At 69.3% G+C, this 20,153-nt stretch carries 14 protein-coding genes, 1 tRNA gene and 1 pseudogene; 4 read left to right on the top strand and 12 right to left on the bottom strand.

Going from position 1 to position 20,153, the window contains the following annotated elements:
* Window positions 1-42: 42 nt before the first annotated feature.
* From prmC to rpmE, 3 genes are all read right to left on the bottom strand, one after another.
* Window positions 43-921, bottom strand: coding sequence for a peptide chain release factor N(5)-glutamine methyltransferase (gene prmC, locus BJF87_RS08060; protein ID WP_006360517.1), 879 nt, complete (start codon window positions 919-921; stop codon window positions 43-45).
* A 4-nt stretch (window positions 922-925) separates the two neighbouring features.
* Window positions 926-2,002, bottom strand: a complete 1,077-nt coding sequence (prfA, locus tag BJF87_RS08055) for a peptide chain release factor 1 (RefSeq protein WP_006360516.1) — start codon at window positions 2,000-2,002, stop codon at window positions 926-928.
* Window positions 2,003-2,134: 132 nt separating this feature from the next.
* Complete coding sequence (rpmE, locus tag BJF87_RS08050; protein ID WP_006360515.1) at window positions 2,135-2,347, bottom strand: 50S ribosomal protein L31; 213 nt, start codon at window positions 2,345-2,347, stop codon at window positions 2,135-2,137.
* Between the two features lie 255 nt (window positions 2,348-2,602).
* Here rpmE and BJF87_RS08045 point away from each other — a divergent pair, with 255 nt between their 5' ends.
* Entirely contained in the window at window positions 2,603-3,826 is a 1,224-nt protein-coding gene (locus BJF87_RS08045; protein ID WP_035750774.1) for a sulfite reductase subunit alpha, read from the top strand.
* Between the two features lie 25 nt (window positions 3,827-3,851).
* Window positions 3,852-4,798 (top strand): annotated as a pseudogene (locus tag BJF87_RS08040) (heme transporter).
* A 159-nt stretch (window positions 4,799-4,957) separates the two neighbouring features.
* Here the strand turns inward: BJF87_RS08040 and rho are convergent.
* From rho to argS, 6 genes are all read right to left on the bottom strand, one after another.
* Window positions 4,958-7,003 carry a transcription termination factor Rho gene (gene rho / locus BJF87_RS08035; RefSeq protein ID WP_035750770.1) on the bottom strand — a complete coding sequence of 682 codons (2,046 nt, stop codon included), beginning with the start codon at window positions 7,001-7,003 and terminating at the stop codon, window positions 4,958-4,960.
* A 455-nt stretch (window positions 7,004-7,458) separates the two neighbouring features.
* Window positions 7,459-8,463: a homoserine kinase gene (thrB, locus tag BJF87_RS08030; RefSeq protein WP_006360511.1), complete on the bottom strand. Its 1,005-nt coding sequence runs from the start codon at window positions 8,461-8,463 to the stop codon at window positions 7,459-7,461.
* Window positions 8,444-9,529 (bottom strand): threonine synthase, encoded by a 1,086-nt coding sequence (thrC, locus tag BJF87_RS08025; RefSeq protein ID WP_006360510.1) that lies wholly within the window; start codon window positions 9,527-9,529, stop codon window positions 8,444-8,446. The genes thrB and thrC overlap by 20 nt, the downstream gene beginning before the upstream one ends.
* On the bottom strand, window positions 9,522-10,865 hold the full coding sequence (locus tag BJF87_RS08020; RefSeq protein WP_006360509.1) for a homoserine dehydrogenase: 1,344 nt from the start codon (window positions 10,863-10,865) through the stop codon (window positions 9,522-9,524). Before BJF87_RS08020 ends, thrC begins: the two co-directional genes overlap by 8 nt.
* On the bottom strand, window positions 10,862-12,283 hold the full coding sequence (gene lysA, locus BJF87_RS08015) for a diaminopimelate decarboxylase (RefSeq protein ID WP_035750768.1): 1,422 nt from the start codon (window positions 12,281-12,283) through the stop codon (window positions 10,862-10,864). Before lysA ends, BJF87_RS08020 begins: the two co-directional genes overlap by 4 nt.
* Window positions 12,280-13,932: an arginine--tRNA ligase gene (gene argS / locus BJF87_RS08010; RefSeq protein ID WP_035750766.1), complete on the bottom strand. Its 1,653-nt coding sequence runs from the start codon at window positions 13,930-13,932 to the stop codon at window positions 12,280-12,282. The genes lysA and argS overlap by 4 nt, the downstream gene beginning before the upstream one ends.
* A 155-nt stretch (window positions 13,933-14,087) precedes the next feature.
* On the opposite strand from argS, the gene BJF87_RS08005 reads away from it, so the two are divergent.
* Window positions 14,088-14,912, top strand: a complete 825-nt coding sequence (locus BJF87_RS08005) for a DUF3105 domain-containing protein (protein WP_035750765.1) — start codon at window positions 14,088-14,090, stop codon at window positions 14,910-14,912.
* Window positions 14,913-14,929: 17 nt separating this feature from the next.
* The gene (locus BJF87_RS08000) at window positions 14,930-15,715 is read left to right on the top strand and encodes a DUF305 domain-containing protein (protein ID WP_006360505.1); all 786 of its coding nucleotides are present in this window, start codon (window positions 14,930-14,932) and stop codon (window positions 15,713-15,715) included.
* An 88-nt stretch (window positions 15,716-15,803) separates the two neighbouring features.
* Here the strand turns inward: BJF87_RS08000 and BJF87_RS07995 are convergent.
* From BJF87_RS07995 to BJF87_RS07985, 3 genes are all read right to left on the bottom strand, one after another.
* A tRNA-Arg gene (locus BJF87_RS07995) sits at window positions 15,804-15,876 on the bottom strand.
* A 56-nt stretch (window positions 15,877-15,932) separates the two neighbouring features.
* Window positions 15,933-18,908: an AAA family ATPase gene (locus BJF87_RS07990; RefSeq protein WP_006360504.1), complete on the bottom strand. Its 2,976-nt coding sequence runs from the start codon at window positions 18,906-18,908 to the stop codon at window positions 15,933-15,935.
* 13 nt (window positions 18,909-18,921) lie between these two features.
* Window positions 18,922-20,109: an exonuclease SbcCD subunit D gene (locus tag BJF87_RS07985; RefSeq protein WP_006360503.1), complete on the bottom strand. Its 1,188-nt coding sequence runs from the start codon at window positions 20,107-20,109 to the stop codon at window positions 18,922-18,924.
* Between the last annotated feature and the right edge of the window lie 44 nt (window positions 20,110-20,153).

Genomic DNA, 20,153 nt, shown 5'->3' with positions numbered 1-20,153 from the left:
CATCCTTTCATGCCACCGGCCGGGCACTCCGGCAGACGCGCCTCAGCCGACCCGGCGGGCCGTCACGAAGCGCGGCCGGCCGGCCAGATCCGTACGGGCGGTCACCTCGTCGAATGCGCCGTGCGCGCGTAGGCAGTCGACGACGGCGCCCGAGGTCGTGTCGTCGTGTTCGATCCCGACGAGACCACCCACGGAGAGCATGGTCGCGATGATCGGCACCATCGGGACGATCACACTCATGCCGTCGTCGCCGCCGTAGACGGCGCGCGCCGGATCGTGGTCCACTTCCGGACCGACCTCGGACCGCATCGGGACGTAGGGCGGGTTGGTCACGACGACCGAGACGCTGCCCGGCGGGATCGCCTTGCCGATCTGCTCGGCGTCGGTGACATCCGCGGCCACCACGTCCAGCCGTTCCCGAACCACTGCAGGTGCGTCGGACACGTTGCGCCGCAACCACTTCAAGGCATCGTCGTCCACCTCGACGGCGGTCACGCGCGCGGATCGGACCAGCGTTGCCAGGCCGATGGCCAGCGCACCGCTCCCGCTGCACAGATCGACGATGCGCACCGGGTCCGTCATGGTCGCCGCGGCGGACGCCGCCCACTCGAGCAGATACTCCGTCTCCGGCCGCGGGATGAACACACCCGGCCCCACGGCCAGTTCGAGCGGGCCGAAGGGTGCGCTACCGACGATGTGCTGCAACGGGATTCGCCGTGTCCGCTGCTCGACGGCCGTCCGGAACTCGCGGAGCCGTGCGTCGTCGATCGTGTCGACGACGATCAGGCGCCCGGGATCACACGAGAGGACGTGCGCCATCAGCCATTCGGCGTCCCGACGCGCCGAGTCGATCCCGGCGGCGGCCAGTCGTGCGGCGGCACTGCGGATTTCGTCGGCCACCCGGGCCGGCGCGTCCGACATCGGGCTATTCGGCTTCCATGCGGGCCTGGCGCTCGGCGGCGACGAGTGCGTCGAGGAGGTTGTCCATGTCCCCGGCGAGGACGGCATCGAGGTTGTTGGCCTTGTAGCCGATGCGGTGATCGGTGATGCGGTTCTCGGGGAAGTTGTAGGTACGGATGCGCTCGGAACGGTCGACGGTGCGGATCTGCGCAGCACGACCCTCCGCGGCCGCGGCCTCCGCCTCTTCCTCCGCCGCCGACTGGAGGCGGGCGGCGAGGACCTGCATGGCCCGGGCCTTGTTCTGGAGCTGCGACCGCTCGTTCTGGCAGGTCACGACGATGCCGGTGGGCAGGTGGGTGATGCGCACCGCGGAGTCGGTGGTGTTGACGCCCTGGCCGCCCTTGCCCGACGACCGGTAGACGTCGATGCGGAGGTCGGATTCGTCGATCGCGACCTCGGCGACCTCTTCGGGCTCCGGGTAGATGAGCACTCCGGCCGCCGAGGTGTGGATGCGCCCCTGGGACTCGGTCACCGGCACGCGCTGCACGCGGTGGACGCCGCCCTCGAACTTGAGTCGCGACCACACGCCGTCGCGGACGGTCTCCTTGGACTTGATCGAGAAGGTCGCCTCTTTGTAGCCGCCGAGGTCGGATTCGGTGACACCGAGGGTCTGCACCTTCCAGCCGTGCCGCTCGCAGTACTTGAGGTACATGCGTGCGAGGTCGGCGGCGAACAGCGCGGACTCCTCGCCGCCGGCGCCGGACTTGATCTCGAGGACCACGTCGTCGCTGTCGTGGGGGTCACGCGGGGCGAGCAGGTCGGTGAGCGTTGCGTCGAGTTCCTCGACGGTCGTCTCGAGGGCGGGGATCTCGGCGGCGAAGGACGGGTCGTCGGCCGCGAGCTCACGTGCCGCCTCGAGGTCCTCGCGGGCCGCCTTGAGCTTGTTGTAGGTCGACATCACCGGGGCGAGTTCGGCGAACCGCTTGCCCACCCGCCGGGCGGCGGTGGGGTCGTCGTGGAGCGAGGGGTCGGCGAGCTGCCGCTCGAGACCGGAGTGCTCGGCCAGGATGTCATCGATGGCCGACGGACTCTGCGTACTCACTGCGAACCTCACTCGTAAAGACGGAACTCACCGCCGAAGACGCCTTCGGCAAGCATGCTGGGAAAGAAGAACCTGGTCAAACACAAACGACGCCCGTCCCGACTCGGCGTCGGGCGGGCGTCGCAGCGTGGTCTACTTGGCGCGCTTGCCGTAGCGCTTCTCGAACCGGGCGACACGGCCGCCGGTGTCGAGGATCTTCTGCTTGCCCGTGTAGAACGGGTGGCACTGCGAGCAGACTTCGACGTTGATACGACCGTTGGCCGCGGTGCTGCGGGTCTCGAACGTGTTGCCGCAGCCGCAGACGACGGTGGTCGCCGCGTACTCGGGGTGGATTCCCTGCTTCATATCTGGGTGTCCCTTTCTGGGGTCGCCGGGTCACCGTCGCCTCTCGACGGTGTGAACCGGAACCGGACTCGACCGCTCAGTATGCCATGTGTGCCGTTCGCGACGGAAATCGCGGACGCAGCGGTCGCACGTCGGTCAACAGCGGGGCCACCCGTTTGATTCCCGGCCAATGTCACACCCCGGAAGGGTCGTAAGGGTGCCCTAAACATAGTACGGTGGCCGACGGCCAACCGTCCGCGACACGAAGGACTCTCGATGTACGACGCCGCTTCGGCCGGTACCAGCACCCCACTGCGCACCACCCCGGATGAGTCGTCCATGCCGCAGACCGCACCCGCGCGGCGCAAGCCGGCGCGGTCACCGTGGAACCGCCGTAACCCCTACCCCGCGACGATCCTCGCCAACACCGTCCTGTCGGGCCCGGGATCGGCCAAGGAGGTCCGGCACGTCGAGATCTCGCTCGGCGACAGCGGCATCACCTACGAGCCGGGCGACGGCATCGCCATCACGCCGGTCAACGATCCCGCCCTGGTGGATCTCCTGCTCGACCGCCTGGGCGCGGCCGGCGACGAGATCATCGCCGATCGGAAAGCCACCTACAGCCTCCGCGAGGCCCTGACCACGCGCTACGAGATCGGCTGCCCGTCGAAGTACCTGGCGAAGGCGGTGGCCGAGCGTACCGGTCAGGCCGAGCTCACCCGCCTGGTCGAGGCCGGTGACGCACAGGCACTCGACGCATGGCTCCGCGGCCGTGACGTGCTGGACCTGCTGAACATCGATCCGACCCTGGACTTCGCACCCGAGGAACTCCTCGAGGAACTGAGTCCGCTCGCCCACCGCGAGTACTCGATCTCCTCGAGCCCCACGGTTCACTCCGGAACCGTGCACATCACGATGGCAACCGTTCGCTACGTCGCCGACGACCGCGAACGCGGCGGTGTCTGCTCGACGCACCTCGCCGACCGTTGCGCACCCGGCGACACCGTGAACGTCTTCATCACCCCCAACAAGACGTTCCGCCTTCCCGACGCGGATGCCCCGGCCGTCATGATCGGTCCGGGAACCGGCATCGCCCCGTTCCGCGCTTTCCTCCACCATCGTGCGGCCACCGGTTCGAACGGCTCGAACTGGCTGTTCTTCGGCGACCAGCATCGCGACACCGACTACCTCTACGCCGACGAGATCGATCGGTTCGTCACCGACGGTCTGCTGGACCGACTGGATCTCGCGTTCTCGCGGGACCAGGAGCACAAGGTCTACGTGCAGGACCGGATGCGCGAGAACGGCGCGGACCTGTTCGCCTGGCTCGAGAAGGGCGCCCACGTCTACGTGTGCGGCGATGCCGCCACGATGGCCGGCGACGTCGACGCCGCCCTGCACGAGATCGTCGCCCAGCACGGCGGACTCGACTCCGACGCCGCCCGCGACTACGTCGACGCACTCCGGGCCGCGGGCCGTTACGCTCGCGACGTCTACTGAGCCGACCCCCCGAGACCAGCGCGCAGTGCCCGACTCCACCGACGACCCGATCCGGCCGAGCGACCTCGAAACACTCCTCGCCACACCGGGTTTCGGCGACTCCGCGATCAGTCCGGACATCGACACGATCGCCGCACGACTCCCCTCGCTCGCCGAGGTCGTCGGTGTCACGGTCGCCGGGCCGGTGATCATGAACGCGGTCGGCGTGCACGGGAGCCCCACTCCGCTGGGCGGCCCCCTCGCCATCGGCGCCGAGCAGATCTCGTTGCGGCTCAACCCCTCCCGGTTGTCGTCGGCGCTTCAGACCGATCCCGCCGCCCTTGTCCCGCCCACGCTGCGCCTGTTCGACTCGAGCGGCAACACCGCGCATGCGACCTACCTGACCGAGAACTCCGACCGCCTCGCCTTCGAGTCGCTGAGCCTGTCCACCTCGGTGGCGGCCGTCCACGGCTCGGACCCCGCTCCCGTGCCGCCCCTTCCGGGACCGGAGTACATCCAGGCCGCTCTCCACGACCGCCACGACGGCGACCAGGTCGGGCTATTCGACTCGATCCTGCTCGACGGCGGCACCTCGCGGCTCCGGCTGCTGGCCCAGGGACATGGGTCGCGCGGCATCCGCGTCGATCCGAGTCGGGTCATCACCTCTCTCGAGCACGCCGCGCTGCTCGGGATGACGGTCACCGTGGCCGCTGCGGCGCCGGGATGTATGCAGATGCGCCAGGACCGGCTCGACGGCGCCCGCGAGCACCGCGGGCAGATGGTGCTCGCGTCCGGCACCTCCCGGGTGATGGTCAACTTCAACCACGTCGAACAGTGCTGGGTCACCAGGTCACCGGGCGTGTGGGGCCCACCGCGGCCATCGAGTTCTACGACCGGCGCTCACGCTGCTGCCTCGTCGTCACCCACACCGGCCCCGTTCCGCGCGCCACCGCCGAGGCGTGGGATCACCTGACCTGCGATCTGGCTTCCTGACCCCCCGTGCTGTCCGAGGCGCGAGGAGCACAGCGACGAGCCACGAAGACCCGGACCCTTCGACACGCTAGCAAGCTCGCGGTCAGGGAGCGGACGCGAAACGCCGACGGCCCCGTCCCGCATGATGCGAGACGGGGCCGTCGATCAATTCGTCGACTGTCAGTCGTCGTTGCCACCGGCTCCCGGAGCGGTCTTCTGTACCGACATCAGGAACTCGATGTTCGTCTTGGTCTTCTTCAGCTGGCTGATCAGCAGGTCGATCGCCTGCTGCGAGTCGAGACCGGACAGGAGACGACGCAGCTTGTGGACGATCGCGAACTCATCGGGCGAGAGCAGGAGCTCGTCCTTACGCGTGCCCGACGGGTTGACGTCGACCGCGGGGAACACGCGGCGCTCGGAGATCTTGCGATCGAGCTTGAGCTCGGCGTTGCCGGTGCCCTTGAACTCCTCGAAGATGACCGTGTCACCGGTCGAACCGGTCTCGACCATCGCGGTGGCGATGATGGTCAGCGATCCGCCGTTCTCGATGTTGCGGGCCGCACCGAGGAACCGCTTCGGCGGGTACAGGGCGGTCGAATCGACACCGCCGGAGAGGATTCGGCCCGACGCCGGCGACGCGTTGTTGTACGCGCGACCCAGACGGGTGATCGAATCCAGAAGTACCACAACGTCTTTGCCACTCTCGACGAGACGCTTGGCGCGCTCGATGGCGAGCTCGGCGACCGAGGTGTGGTCTGACGGCGGACGGTCGAAGGTGGAGGCGATGACCTCGCCCTTGACCGAGCGCTGCATGTCGGTGACCTCTTCGGGACGCTCGTCGACGAGCACCACCATGAGGTGACATTCCGGGTTGTTGACCGTGATCGCGTTGGCGATGTCCTGCAGGATCGTCGTCTTGCCGGCCTTCGGCGGCGAGACGATCAGTGCGCGCTGCCCCTTGCCGATGGGCATGATCAGGTCGATCACGCGGGTGGACAGGCGGTCCGGCGTGGTCTCCAGGCGCAGTCGCTGATTCGGGTACAGCGGGGTGAGTTTGTTGAACTCGGGGCGCTTCTTCGCCGCCTCCACCTCACCGCCGTTGACGGTGTCGAGACGCACGAGCGGGTTGAACTTCTGACGCTGGTTCTGCTGGTCACCCTCGCGCGGCACCTTGACCGCGCCGGTGATCGCGTCGCCGCGTCGAAGTCCGTTCTTGCGCACCATGTTCATCGACACATAGACGTCGTTGGAACCGGCGAGGTAGCCCGAGGTGCGGACGAAGGCGTAGTTGTCGAGCACGTCGAGGATGCCGGCGACGGGCTGCAACACGTCGTCTTCGGAGACCTGCGGCTCGTTCTGGCTACCGCCGTCGCGGTCGCGCCCACGACGACGCTCGCGGAAACGGCGTCCCCGGCGACGACCGCCGCCTTCGCCGTCGTCGTCACGGTCGTCACGGTTGTCCCGATTCTGGCCGCCACCGCGGTTCTGGCCCCCGTCGCGATTCTGGTTGTCGCGATTCTGGCCGCCATCGCGGTTCTGGTTGTCCCGGTTCTGGCCACCCTCGCGGTTCTGGCCACCCTCGCGGTTCTGGCCACCCTCACGGTTCTGGTTGTCCCGGTTCTGGTTCCGGTTGCGGCGATTGCGCTGCTCACCGGCGTCGGAGTCGCCGGCCTTCGCCGAATCCCCCTTGGCGTCGCCCTTCGGCTCGTCGCCCTTCTGCTCGTCTGCGCGCTGCTCGCCGGCCTCCGCGTCGGCGCTCTTCCTGCCCGTGCGGGGTGCCCGACCGGAATCGCCGTCTTCGGCGGACTCGACGATCGACAGCTGCCCGTCCTCGGACGACGCCTTGGCGCTCCGGCGCCGGGTCTCGGAGCTCTTAGCCTCGGTCTTGGCCTCGGAGCCTGCGCTCTCGGCGGCCTTGGCCTCGGTGTTCTTGGCCTCGGTGCTCTTGGCCTCGGTGTTCTTGGCCTCGGCCTTGGCGTCTGCACTCTTGGCGGCTCCGCCGCCTTGGCGCTCCTTGATGGCGGCGATCAGATCGCCCTTGCGCATCCCGGAGGTGCCCTTGATACCGAGTTCACCGGCAACGGTCCGCAGCTCGCTGAGCACCATGCCGGACAGGCCGGTACGTGCTGCCCGAGCCCGCGTCTTGGCCGGTTGCCCCGAGTCAGGGCCGGCCGTACCCGCTGATTCCTGCTCGGCAGGTGCGGTGATCAGGTCCGTATCTGTCACGGAAGTCCTTTCGTTCCTCCCGCAGACGGAAGCTGCGTGAGGTCTGCGTTTCCCTGCTGTGTACGCGAGGGAGTCCGTCCGCGTTGGACGGTAGGGGGTGAACGGTCAGAGAGATGTTCGGTCCCGCTGCGAGCGTGCTCGGGAGCCACCCGTGCTTCGGCACCGTCGACAGAGACCCACGACCCCGGCCGGATACGATCGGTGGTCCCGATCGGTGATGGATGAGAAGCACGGCGGGACAAGCCCGCGCGGCTAGACCAGAATATGTTAACCCCGTTCGCATGATAGGGGCAACACGCCGAAAGTGCCAAATGAAGACATCGATCGGAGGTTGTGATCCTCGGCTGAACACCGCTGAACACCGCTGAACACCTCGTTCCCAACGTGCGTTGCACGTCGGGTATTCCCCGGGCGCCCCGTGACGAAACGCTTCGCCCCCGCCGTGGAGCGGCGACTCAGCCTGCGCTGATGTCCACGCCGCCGGCGATGGCCACCGAGTGGGTGGTGAAACCGAGTCCCTGAGCGAGCACCCGGATGTCGGCCGGGATCGGCGCGGTACCGAGCACGAGCACCGTCGGCCCGGCGCCGGAGACCGTCGCGGCATGTCCGCGCGCACGCAGTTCGGCGACGAGTTCGCTGGTCGGCACCATCGCCGACGCACGATAGGGCTGGTGCAACCGGTCCGCCGAGGCGGCCATCAGGTTGCGCGGGTCGGAGGTCAGCGCCACGACGGCGAGCGCGGCCCGGCTCAGATTGAACACCGCATCGGCGCGCGGCACCGCATCCGGCAGCAGCCCACGGGTGAACGACGTCGACGACTCGGTGTCGGGCACGAACACGGTCGCGCAGACATCGGGGTGTACCGACAGCCGGTGGGCGTGATACGAGTTCACGTCGTCGGCGGTCTCCGTCCAGGTGACGACGACCGAACCGAGGACGCTCGCGGCGGCGTTGTCGGGGTGTCCCTCGAACTCGCTGGACAGCTGGACCAGTTCGTCGGTCGACAGACCCGCGCCGAAGCCCGCGGCGGAGATCAGACCGGAGGCGGCGGCGAGGCCGGACACCGCGGCCGCGGCCGAGGACCCGAGGCCCCGCGAATGCGGGATCTGGTTGACGCAGCGCAACTTCAGGCCCGGAGCGGACACGCCGGCGTGGGTGAGTCCGCGATTGAGGGCGCGCACGACGAGGTGGGACTCGTCGCGCGGGACGTCGGCCGAACCCTCCCCCTCGACGTCCAGCACGATCCCGTCGTCGACGGTCTCGACGATCACCTCGTCGTAGATGCCCAAAGCGATGCCCAGACAGTCGAATCCCGGTCCGAGGTTGGCACTCGACGCCGGCACCCGCACGCGCGCCGAGACACCCACGGGTAGCTGTCGCGTCGCCACCCCGGGCTCGGTCATCTCGCCGTTGTGCGTCATCTCCTCGACCCCGGCGGACTCAGCCGACACCGAGCGCATTCGCCACCGCCACCGGATCGACCGGGATCGCCTCGACCTCGGGGATGCCCGCCAGCGCGGTGTCGGGGTCTTTCAGACCGTTGCCGGTCACGGTGCATACGACCGTCGAGCCGGCCTCGATCCAGCCGTCGGCACGTGCTGCGAGGAGTCCGGCCACGCTCGCGGCGGACGCCGGCTCCACGAAGACGCCTTCCTTGCCCGCGATCAGGCGGTAGGCCTCGAGCAGCTTCTCATCGGTGGCCGCGCGGAACTGTCCGTTCGACTCCTCCTTGGCGGCGACGGCCTGGTTCCAGCTCGCGGGCGAGCCGATGCGGATCGCGGTCGCGATGGTCTCCGGCTCCTTGACGGGGGCGCCGTTCACCAGCGGGGCCGCACCGGCGGCCTGCACACCGAGCATCCGCGGCACCGAGGACGACACACCGTCGGCGTGGTACTCGGTGTAGCCCTTCCAGTAGGCCGTGATGTTGCCGGCGTTGCCGACGGGCAGCGCGTGCACGTCGGGGGCGCGACCGAGGACGTCGACGATCTCGAAGGCGGCCGTCTTCTGCCCCTCGATGCGGGCCGGGTTGACCGAGTTCACGAGCTCGATCTCACTGAACTCCGCAGTCGCCTTGCGGGCGAGCTCGAGGCAGTCGTCGAAGTTGCCCTGCACCTGGATGATCTTGGCGCCGTGCATGACCGCCTGGGCGAGCTTGCCCATCGCGATCTTGCCCTGCGGGATGAGCACCGCGCACGTGATCCCGGCGCGGGTGGCGTAGGCGGCCGCCGAGGCGGAGGTGTTGCCCGTCGAGGCGCACAGCACGGCGGTCTTGCCGTTGTTGACCGCGTTGCTCACGGCCATGGTCATGCCGCGGTCCTTGAAGGAGCCGGTCGGGTTGAGGCCCTCGACCTTGAGATACACCTCACAACCGGTCAGCGACGACAGATGCGGGGCGCTGATCAGTGGGGTGCCGCCCTCGAGCAGGGTGACGACCTTCCAGTCGTCGGCGACGGGCAGCCGCGAACGGTATGCCTCGATCAGGCCGGGCCACGCGCGGTGCACGGGCGCGGGAGTCGTCTCAGTCATCGGTACCTTCCAATCGCAACACACTCGACACCTTGATGACGGCGTCCATGTCTTCTAGCGCCGCAACGCAATCCGACTGCGCGCGGTCCGGGGCCCGATGGGTCACCACGATCAGGCGGGCGTCGTCGCCTGCGCCTTCCTGGCGCACCGCGGCGATGCTCACCGAACGCTTGGTGAACTCGCCGGCGACCTGTGCGAGCACGCCCGGGCGGTCGGCGACGCGCATCGAGATGTAGTAACGGGTGAACACGTCGTCGATCGGAGCGATCGGCAGCGACGCATAGGTCGACTCCAGCGGACCGCGTCCGCCGTGCACACGGTTGCGCGCGGCCATCACCATGTCGCCGAGCACGGCCGACGCGGTGGGCGAGCCACCGGCGCCCTGGCCGTAGAACATGAGCCGACCGGCGTTCTCCGCCTCGACGACCACCGCGTTGAACGCCCCGTTGACGGTGGCGAGCGGGTGGGTCAGCGGGATCAGTGCCGGGTACACGCGAGCCGAGACCCGCTGGGAGCCGTCGACATCGCGAACGCGCTCGCAGATCGAGAGCAGCTTGATCGTGCAGTCGAACTTCTTCGCGGCGAGCAGGTCGGCCGCGGTGACCGAGGAGATCCCCTCGCGGTGGACGTCGGCGGCGGTGACCCGCGAATGGAAGGCTATCGACGCGAGGATCGCGGCCTTGGCCGCCGCGTCGTAACCCTCGACGTCGGCTGTCGGGTCGGCCTCGGCATATCCGAGACGGCCCGCCTCGGCGAGCGTGTCGGCGTAGTCGGCGCCGGTCTCGTCCATGGCCGACAGGATGAAGTTGGTGGTGCCGTTGACGATTCCGGCGACGCGCTCGACGGTGTCGCCGGCGAGCGACTGCATCAGCGGGCGGATGACCGGGATTGCACCGGCGACCGCGGCCTCGAAGTACAGGTCGACCTTCGCGTCGGCGGCCGCGCTCGCGAGCTCACCGGTGTACTCGGCCAGCAACGCCTTGTTGGCGGTCACGACCGACTTACCGCTCTCGAGCGCGGTACGGATCAGCGCCCGGGCCGGGTCGATGCCGCCCATGAGTTCGACGACGATGTCGACGTCGTCGCGTGCGATCAGCGACGCGGGATCGTCGGTCAGCAGTTCCTGGCCGATCTTGCGCGGCCGGTTGAGATCTCGCACCGCGACGCCCCGGATCTCCACCGGTGCGCCCACGCGCGCTCGCAGGTCGTCGGCATTGTCGGTGATGATGCGCACCACCTCGGCACCGACGTTGCCCATCCCGAGTACCGCCACCCCGATGGGTCGCACGGCATTCACCTCGCTTGTGTCGCTTGCGTTCTGGACAGATCCGGTCACGAGCCCACCTCCAGGCTGAGGAAGTCGTCGATGGTCTCGCGCCGCAGCATCAGGCGTGCTGCCCCATCGGCCACGGCCACCACCGGCGGCCGCATGGTCATGTTGTACCGGCTCGACATCGAGTAGCAGTAGGCGCCGGTGGCGGCGACCGCGATCAGGTCACCGGGACCCAGGTCCTCGGGCAGCCAGCAGTCCTTGATCACGATGTCACCGCTCTCGCAGTGCTTCCCGACGACGCGGCAGACGACCGCACGTGCGTCGGACACCCGCGAGACCAGCCGGACGTCGTATTCGGCCTGGTACAGGACGGTACGGATGTTGTCGCTCATCCCGCCGTCGACGGAGATGTAGCGGCGGGTGGCACCACCGCCGAGTTCCACGTCCTTGACGGTGCCCACGCGGTAGAGCGTGACGGTGCCGGGTCCGGCGATCGCGCGGCCGGGCTCGACGGCGATGATCGGCATCGGCAGTCCGACGGCTTCGGATTCGCGGCGGACGATGTGAGCGAGGGTCTCGGCAACCTTCTGCACCGGCAGCGGGCGCTCCTCCTCGAGGTACGAGATACCCAGTCCCCCACCGAGATCCACGATGGACATCTGCGAGGTCTTCTCGACGCCGAACTCGTCGACGACATCGTGGAGCAGGCCGAGGACGCGGTGGGCGGCGAGCTCGAAACCGTCCATGTCGAAGATCTGCGAACCGATGTGGCTGTGCAGACCGACGAGACGGAGGTTGTCGGTCGCGAAGACCCGCCGGATGGCCTGCATCGCGACCCCGCCGGCGAGGGCGAAGCCGAACTTCTGGTCCTCGTGGGCGGTCGAGATGAACTCGTGGGTGTGCGCCTCCACACCGACGGTGACGCGGACGAGGACGTCGGTGACGACGCCGCGCTCACCGGAGATCGCGTCGAGCCGGTCGATCTCGATCATCGAGTCGAGGACCACGTGCCCGATCCCGGCGTCAACCGCCGCGGCCAGCTCCTCGGGGCTCTTGTTGTTGCCGTGCAACGCGATTCGTTCCGCGGGGAAACCGGCGTGCAGCGCGATGGCGAGTTCGCCGCCGCTGCACACGTCGAGGGAGAGCCCCTCTTCGTTCACCCAGCGCGCCACCTCGCTGCACAGGAAGGCCTTCGACGCGTAGTGCACCCGGCCGTAGGGGCCGAACGCCGCCATCATGTCGCGGCACCGGGACCGGAAATCGGCCTCGTCGACGATGAACGCCGGGGTGCCGAACTCGGCGGCCAGCTCGCTCACCGGCACTCCGGCGATACGAAGCTCACCCGACTCGTCGCGGGCGGCGTTGCGCGGCCACACCTGGGGCGGGAGGGCGGCGAGGACGGCCGGATCGTTCGGACGCTGCGCGAGATGCGGCGCGGCCAGCAGTTCGGCGTGCCGCGGGCCGGCCGGGTGCGCGCTCACATCTGCTCCGGAGCGCTGACGCCGACCAGTCCGAGGCCGTTGGCCAGGACCTGGCGGGTGGCCTCACACAGCGCGAGCCGCGCGCGGTGGATGTCGGCCACCTCTTCGTCGCCCTGGGGCAGGACGCGGCACTTCGCGTAGAAGCGGTGGTAGGTGCCGGCGAGGACCTCGAGGTAGCGGCAGACGCGGTGCGGCTCGCGCAGCGTGGCCGCGGTGGCGACGACCTCGTCGAAATCGCCGATCGTGCGGATCAATTCGCCCTCGGCGGGGTCGTCGAGCAGGTCGAGGTGATCGAGCGAGGACACCACACCCAGGTCGGCGGCGTTGCGCGCCAGCGCCGACATCCGGGCGTGTGCGTACTGCACGTAGTAGACCGGGTTGTCGTTGGACTGCTTGGTCAGCAGGTCCAGGTCGATGTCGATGTTGACGTCCACCGACGAGCGGATCAGCGAATACCGCGCACCGTCGACACCCACGGCGTCGACGAGGTCGTCGAGGGTGATGACCGTGCCCGCGCGCTTCGACATGCGCACCGGCTTGCCGTCCTTGACCAGGTTCACCATCTGCCCGATGAGGACCTCGACGGTGGCCGGGTCGTCGCCGAGCGCGGCCGCGGCGGCCTTGAGGCGGCTGACGTAACCGTGGTGGTCGGCACCGAGCATGTAGATGCACAGGTTGAAGCCGCGGTTGCGCTTGTCGCGGTAGTAGGCGATGTCACCGGCGATGTAGGCGGCGTTGCCGTCGCTCTTGATGACGACACGGTCTTTGTCGTCACCGAAGTCGGTGGACTTCAGCCACCACGCCCCGTCGTTCTCGTACAGGTTGCCGTTGCCCTTGAGCTGTTCGATGCACTCGTCGACGAGGCCCGTCGCGAACATCTTGTCCTCGTGGGTGTAGACGTCGAAGTCCGTGCCGAAATCGTGCAGGCTCTGCTTGATGTGGTCGAACATGAGGTCCACACCGATGGAGCGGAAGGTCTCGAGCCGGTCCGCCACGGGCTGCGACAGCACATCGGGCACCTTCGCGACGACCTGCGCGGCGATGTCGGCGATGTAGTCGCCGGCGTATCCGTCCTCCGGGGTCGGGTTGCCCAGCGCCGCGGCCTCCAGCGACCGCGCGAAGCGGTCGATCTGGGCGCCGTGGTCGTTGAAGTAGTACTCACGCGTCACGTCGGCGCCGCGAGCGGCCAGGACACGGCCGAGCGCGTCACCGACGGCGGCCCAGCGGGTGCCGCCGAGGTGGATCGGTCCGGTCGGGTTGGCCGAGACGAACTCCAGGTTGATGATCGAGCCGGCCAGCTCCTTGCCGCGGCCGTAGCTCTCGCCCTGCTCGAGCACGGTCTTCATGACGGTGTTCTGGGCGGCCGCACCGAGCCAGATGTTGACGAAGCCGGGACCGGCGATCTCCGACTTCGCGATGCCCTCGGCGCCGGCGAACGCCTCGGCGAGCCATCCGGCCAGCTCACGGGGCGCCACACCGAGTCGCTTGCCGAGCTGCAGGGCGACGTTGGTGGAGTAATCGCCGTGGTCAGCGTGACGGGGGCGCTCGACGACGACGGAGTCGGGCACCAGGTTCTCGTCCAGTCCGCGGTCGCGGACCACGGTCAGGGTCACGGCGCGCAGCAGCGCGGCCAGGTCGGCGGGAGTCACGGGACACCATCCTATTGGCCGAGGGCCGCTCGTCGATAATCGCACCCTCCCAGAGCGGGTGCCGTCCACCAGTAGACTCGTGTGCGCCGAGCGCGCGTCGGGGGGTACGACCGCCCGCGCGCACGGCGACCCCCGTCGTACGAGGAAAGAAGTCAATGGCGCGCAAACCAGGGGCCAACGTCCCCAAGGCTCGTAAGAAGTCCGGGTCCGTACCCACTGCGACCGGCCGACAGGTCGACTGGATGCTGATCGGCGCAGTCGTCGTGGTCATCGGCCTCGTCGCCGGACTCGCGATCTATCTCCTCCCCAAACTCAACGAGAAGCGCGCCAACGAGAAGGACGACGTCGCGGTCCAGTCGGCCGAAGGGTTCGTCCCGTCGCCGCAGACCCCGGACCCGTCGCAGGGCATCGACGGTGTGACGAAGATCTACTACGAGGCGGGCAAGCATGTGAACGCGTCGCAGCGCGTCGCCTACGACCAGTCGCCGCCGTTCGGCGGTCCGCACGACGAGATCTGGGCGACCTGTACCGGCGTCGTCTATCCGAACCCGCTGCGTTCGGAGAACGCCGTCCACGCCCTCGAGCACGGCGCCGTCTGGATCACCTACAACCCCGACACGGCTTCGCCCGAAGACGTCGACTACCTCAAGCGGCTCGTGCGCGGCGAGCAGTACCTGTTCCTGTCGCCGTACCCCGGCCTGGACAAGCCGGTCTCCCTGCAGAGCTGGGGCCACCAGCTCAAGCTCGACTCGGCGACCGACCCGCGGGTCGACCAGTTCATCACCTCGCTGCGCCGCAACATGATGCCCGGCGTCTACCCGGAGAACCCGCAGACCGCGGCCTACCCGGAGACCCAGGCCACCTGTACCGCCATCCCGGGCTTCGATCCGTCGAATCCCCCGCCGGCCGACGAAGGTGAGCCCGGCCCCGACGCCGTCCCCATGGGCGGCGGCGGCAACAACCCGATGCCCGCGGGCTGATCAGGCGAGGAACGAACATGAGCGAGACACCTGAGAGCACGACGACACCCGCGGGTACCGAGACCGCCCCGTCGCGTCGGAGCCCTGCCCTTCTCGCACTCGCCGCAGTGGCGCTGCTCCTGGTCGGCGTCGGCCTCGGCCTGCTGATCCAGGCGAGCCTGGCCGACGACTCCTCCGGCGAGGACTCCCCCGCGGCGAACTCGGCCGCGGTCGGCTTCGCGCAGGACATGACGCGTCACCATGAGCAGGGCGTCGAGATGGCCGCGATCGAACTCGAGCACGGCACCGATCCCCAGGTCCGCAGCATGGCCTTCGACATCCTCACCGCGCAGAGCAACGAGATCGGCCAGATGCAGTCGTGGCTGACCCGGTGGGGCCAGCCCGTCACCAACCCCGGCGAGACGATGGGCTGGATGGGCCATGGATCGTCGACGGAGGCGACCGGTGACGATCACGGGGACCACGGCGACATGGATCACGGCGACATGGGCCACGGAGATCACGGGGCCACTCCGGCCGCCGACGTCGAGCAGCCGGCCATGCCGGGCATGGCGACGTCGGCCGAGATGGAGCGGTTCCGCGCGATGCGCGGGCCGGAGGTCGACACGACCTTCCTGCAGCTGATGCTTCGCCACCACGAGGGCGGGCTCCACATGATGGAGTACGCCGCGAATCCCGACAACGTCTCGCAGCCCTACGTCCGCGACCTCGCATCGGCGATGGAACGCACGCAGGACAAGGAGATCGGGATCATCGAGGCGATGCTGGCCGAACGCAATGCCCAGCCGCTGCCGATGAACTGACGCGGAAGCGCAAACCCACCAGAAATGGAGAAACCCACCGGCCCGAAGGGCGGTGGGTTTCTCCATAAGTGGTGATTCTGTGTATCTGTGCCCCCGGCAGGATTCGAACCTGCGGCCTTCTGCTCCGGAGGCAGACGCTCTATCCCCTGAGCTACGGGGGCTCATCGGGCGGAACCCAGACTAGCGCACGCTCACCGGCACATCACAATCGGGCTGCTCACGACACGCCGAGCGGACTCTGCACCCGCAGCGTCGAGCCGTGTTCGCCGCGCAGGACGTGCAGTTGCGCCGGAATCCGGGCCCGCAACTCGTCGACGTGACTGACGACGCCGACGACGCGACCGCCGGAGCGGAGGTCGTCGAGGACGCCCATCACGAGGTCGAGGGCTTCGGGGTCGAGGGTGCCGAAACCCTCGTCGATGAAGATCGTGTCGAGGACGCGACCGCCGGATTCGGCCGAGACGACATCGGCCAGACCCAGCGCGAGGGCCAGCGAGGCGAAGAACGTCTCTCCACCCGACAGCGTCGTGGTGGCCCGCAGCACGCCGGTGTACTCGTCGCGGACCTCGATGCCCAGGCCGCCGCGGCGACCGCGCACACCGGCGGCGTCCGAGTGGACGAATTCATAACGGCCCGATGACATCTCGCGGAGACGTCCGGACGCGGCGACGAGCACCTCGTCGAGCCGGGCGGCGAGCACGTACGACCGCAGCGACATGCGTCGGGAGTTCTGTCCGCGGCCGCTCACCAGTTCCGCGAGGCCCTGCAGCTCCTCGTGTCGTGCCTTCAGCGGTGCGAGTGCGTCGAGGGCGGCCCAGAAGCCGGCGACGTACTCCTCGAGGTCCGTACGGCGCTGCGCGGCCACCGCATTCACGCGGGCGGCATCGTCGCGGCGGGCACGTGCGGCCACCAGATCCGCCGTCAGACCGGCGACATCGACCTCGGGCGCCTCCAGCGCCGCGCACACGTCGGGATCGGCGAGGGTCTCCTCCGCGCCGGCGCGTATCGCCGCCGCCTCTTCGAGGAGCTTCTCCCACTGTCGGATCTGACCCGGCGACGCGGCGGCCGACCGGACCTCGTCCGCTCCGGTGAATTCGGCGGCGGCACAGGCGACGGTGAGCCGCTCGGCGATCTCGGCCTGCCGTCGGCGGGTCCGGTCGAGCTCGCGCCGGGCCTCCCGCAGAGTCCTTGTGCGGCGGCAGAGTTCGGCGAGTTCGCGACGACGCTCCGCGACCCCCATCCGCCCGCCGGTCGCCTCGTGGACCTCGGCGTCGAGGGCGCCCAGCTTCTCGCGCAGGGTCGTCAGGCGTTCACGACGCCGCGCCTGCGCGGTCTCGTGATCGGCCAGGGTCCGGCGCCGGTCGGCGATCTCGGCGTCGATGCGTTCGACCGCGTCCTGCAGCGACGGCGTGCGGACGGCCGCCCGCTCGGCAGCCGCGAGGTCGGCGGCGAGGCGGTCGTGACCTGCCCGGGTGGCGGCGCGGTCGGCGCCGGCGATGACGGCATCGAGATTGGCCTGCCGCTCCTGCAGTGCGGCGACCGCGGACTGGGCGATGGCCCTGATCGCGCTCGCACGCTCTTCGGCGGCCGCGGCTTCCTTCTCCTGGGCCTCGCCCACCGAGGTGCCGGCGTCGCCGGTGGCCGGCGCGGGATGACCGACCGAGCCGCAAACCGCGCACGGGTGCCCGTCGACGAGGGCACCGGCGAGTTCGACGGCCATGCCGGTGAGGCGTCGTTCGCGGATGTCGAGCTGCTGTTCCCGTGCGGCAGAGTGCTGCTCCCGCGCGTCGAGAAGGTCCCGTTCGGCGTCGGCGAGCTGCGCGAGCACCTCGTCGCGGTCGGTGAAGGCCTGGAGAACACGGCGGGCGTGGTCGCGTTCGGCGTGCAGCTTCGGCGCCTGGACACGTAGTTCGTCCGCCGCCCGGAGTGCGGCGACTGCCTCGTCGCGGCGAGCCGGTACCGACTCGAGCCACGTCCGGGTTTCGTCGGCCTGCTGCTCCGCGCCGGCGATCGTCTTCTCGAGTCCGTCGATGTCGGCGACCAGCCGGGGCCGCTCGGCGACACGCTTCGCCAGCGGTTCCCAGCGACCAGATTCCTCGGTCCATCGGTCGACGGCCGCGACGAGAGCTGCATCGTCGCAGTCGGATTCGCACAGTTTCGCACCCTCGGCGAGTTCGCTGAGGGCGTCACGTGCGTGGTCGGCCGCGGCCGTCGCCGAGGCCAGGTCGGCGGCCACGCGCTCGTGGTCGTCGGCCAGGGGCGCGATGGGTGCGGCGCGCAGGGCGAGCCGGCGTGACCGCTCGGCGGCCGTCAGCGTCACCTCCCCCTCGGTGAGGCGGGCGAGCCGGTCGCGCGCCTGCAGACCGCGGCGACGTAGATCGTCGACGCGCCTGCCGTGTTCGTGGGCGGCTTCGGCCTGTTCGACGGCCGCCTGCGCGGCGGTCGATTCGGCGAGCGCGGACGCGGCGGTCTGCCGGGCCGTGTCGAGACATGCCTGGGCCCAGTCGAAGTCCGGTTCGGCAGGCGCCTGCGTGCCGCTGATCGCCACGATCTGCCCGGCGATGCGGTCCAGGGTGCCGGTCTGCTCGGCCAAGGAGGACGCGCTCTCGCGGGCACGATCGCGGAGCCATTCCTCGAGGTCGCCGAACCGCTCGGTGTCGAAGAGGCGCTCCAGCAGCTCCTCCCGCTCGTCGGAGTGCGCGCGGAGGAACCGGGCGAAGTCGCCCTGCGGCAACAGGACCACCTGGAAGAACTGCTCGGCGCTCATACCGAGCAGGCGGACGACCGCCTCGCCGATCTCCGGGATGCGGGTCAGGTCAGGGCCCGAACCGTCCACCCAGACGAGCGACGCACACGCGTTGATCTTGCGTTTCCCGTCGCCGCGCTTCTTGGGGCGCTCGTGCTCGGGCGATCGGGTGATGCGCAATCGGCGGGAACCGACGGTGGCCTCGAGTTCGACCTGCGGAATCGTCTCGGGCGCAGCATGATCCGAGTGGAGTCGGCGGTTGGTGTCACGAGCGCCGGGGACCCGGCCGAACAAGGCGAACGCCACCGCGTCGAGCACGGTGGTCTTGCCGGCACCGGTCTGGCCGTGCAGGAGGAACAGCCCGTCTGCCCCGAGCTCGTCGAAGTCGACGGTGACCTCGTCGGCGAACGGGCCGAACGCGCGAATCCGGATGTGGTGCAGTCTCATACGCCGTCAGCACTCACGCGGTCTCGGCGACGAACGCATCGAGGGCGAACAGCGCGAGCTCGCCGTCGGCCTCGGGTTCGCCGACGACCGCCCGCAGTGCGCGTTCGATCAGCACCCGCTCCCCCTTGGTCGGGGTGTCGCGGACGTCCTCGATGAAGGAGTTGATGATCTCGGCATCGCTCCGGCCGCGGACCCGCGAACGGTAGTCGACCCCCGAGCCGGTGTGCGGGCGGTCCCACTGCACGTGCACCGCGCACGGGAACCGCTCCCGCAGGCGTCGCATCGCGTCGAGCGGGCGTACCGCGTCGGTCAAGGTCACCTCGACGTAGTGGTCCTCGGCGCCCGCGAACTGCTCCGAGGTCAGCAACTCGTCGAGTGTTCCACGGAGGGAGCTCAACTCGCGCACGACCGGAAGCTCGTGCTTGCGGATATCGCCGACCCCGTCGGCATCGAGGTCGACCACCCACACCGCTTTGCGATGCGTGCGCTCGCCGAAGGAGTACGGGAGCAGCGAACCGCTGTACCGGACGGTGTCGGTGACGCGCTGCGGCGAGTGCAGATGACCGAGGGCGACGTAATCGGCACCGGAGAAGGTCTCGGCGGGAACGGTTTCGACTCCCCCGACGCTGATCGACCGCTCGGACCCGGAGGCGGCGGCGCCGCTGACGAAGGCGTGGGCGACGACGATCGATCGGGCCTGCCGGGACGCGAGGTCGGCGCGGATGCGGGTCATCGCGGCATCGAGAACTGCGGTGTGGCCGCACACCTCCTCGACCCCGAGATGGCGACGGGCGGTGTCGGGTTCGAGGTACGGGATGCCGTACACCGCGACCTCGCCGTGCTCGTCGGACAGGACGATCGGCTCGGCGATCCCCTCGATCGAGGTCCGCAGGTGCAGTCCGCCGGCCGCCGCGAACGCCGACCCCGCGCCGAGGCGCGTGGGCGAGTCGTGGTTGCCCGAGGTGACGATGATCCGGGCACCGGCGGCGGCGATCTCGGCCAGGCCTTCGTCGTAGGCACGCACCGCGTCGGCCGAGGGCACCGAACGGTCGTAGACGTCGCCGGCGACGATCACGGCGTCGGCCGATTCGGCGGCGACCAGCTCGGCGAGGTGGCTCAGCGCACGACGCTGGTCGGCGAGCAGGTCGACACCATGGAACGTCCGGCCCAGGTGCCAGTCGGAGGTGTGCACGATCCGCATGGTGACAAACCATACGGTCGGGGCCCGACAGATCGTGGGACGCG

Source organism: Gordonia sp. CNJ-863 (assembly GCF_001942325.1).
Taxonomy (GTDB): domain Bacteria; phylum Actinomycetota; class Actinomycetes; order Mycobacteriales; family Mycobacteriaceae; genus Gordonia; species Gordonia alkanivorans.
The sequence above is the reverse complement of the archived record's forward strand: the minus strand, read 5'-3'. Positions and strand labels throughout refer to the sequence as shown.

Bases quoted from the DNA above. Each gene is read 5' to 3' on its own strand.
- BJF87_RS08005 (WP_035750765.1), top strand. From the start codon at position 14,088: ATGGCGCGCAAACCAGGGGCCAACGTCCCCAAGGCTCGTAAGAAGTCC.
- BJF87_RS07990 (WP_006360504.1), bottom strand. From the start codon at position 18,908: ATGAGACTGCACCACATCCGGATTCGCGCGTTCGGCCCGTTCGCCGAC.
- BJF87_RS08000 (WP_006360505.1), top strand. From the start codon at position 14,930: ATGAGCGAGACACCTGAGAGCACGACGACACCCGCGGGTACCGAGACC.
- rpmE (WP_006360515.1), bottom strand. From the start codon at position 2,347: ATGAAGCAGGGAATCCACCCCGAGTACGCGGCGACCACCGTCGTCTGC.
- thrC (WP_006360510.1), bottom strand. From the start codon at position 9,529: ATGACTGAGACGACTCCCGCGCCCGTGCACCGCGCGTGGCCCGGCCTG.
- BJF87_RS08045 (WP_035750774.1), top strand. From the start codon at position 2,603: ATGTACGACGCCGCTTCGGCCGGTACCAGCACCCCACTGCGCACCACC.
- BJF87_RS07985 (WP_006360503.1), bottom strand. From the start codon at position 20,109: ATGCGGATCGTGCACACCTCCGACTGGCACCTGGGCCGGACGTTCCAT.
- thrB (WP_006360511.1), bottom strand. From the start codon at position 8,463: ATGCGCTCGGTGTCGGCTGAGTCCGCCGGGGTCGAGGAGATGACGCAC.
- prmC (WP_006360517.1), bottom strand. From the start codon at position 921: ATGTCGGACGCGCCGGCCCGGGTGGCCGACGAAATCCGCAGTGCCGCC.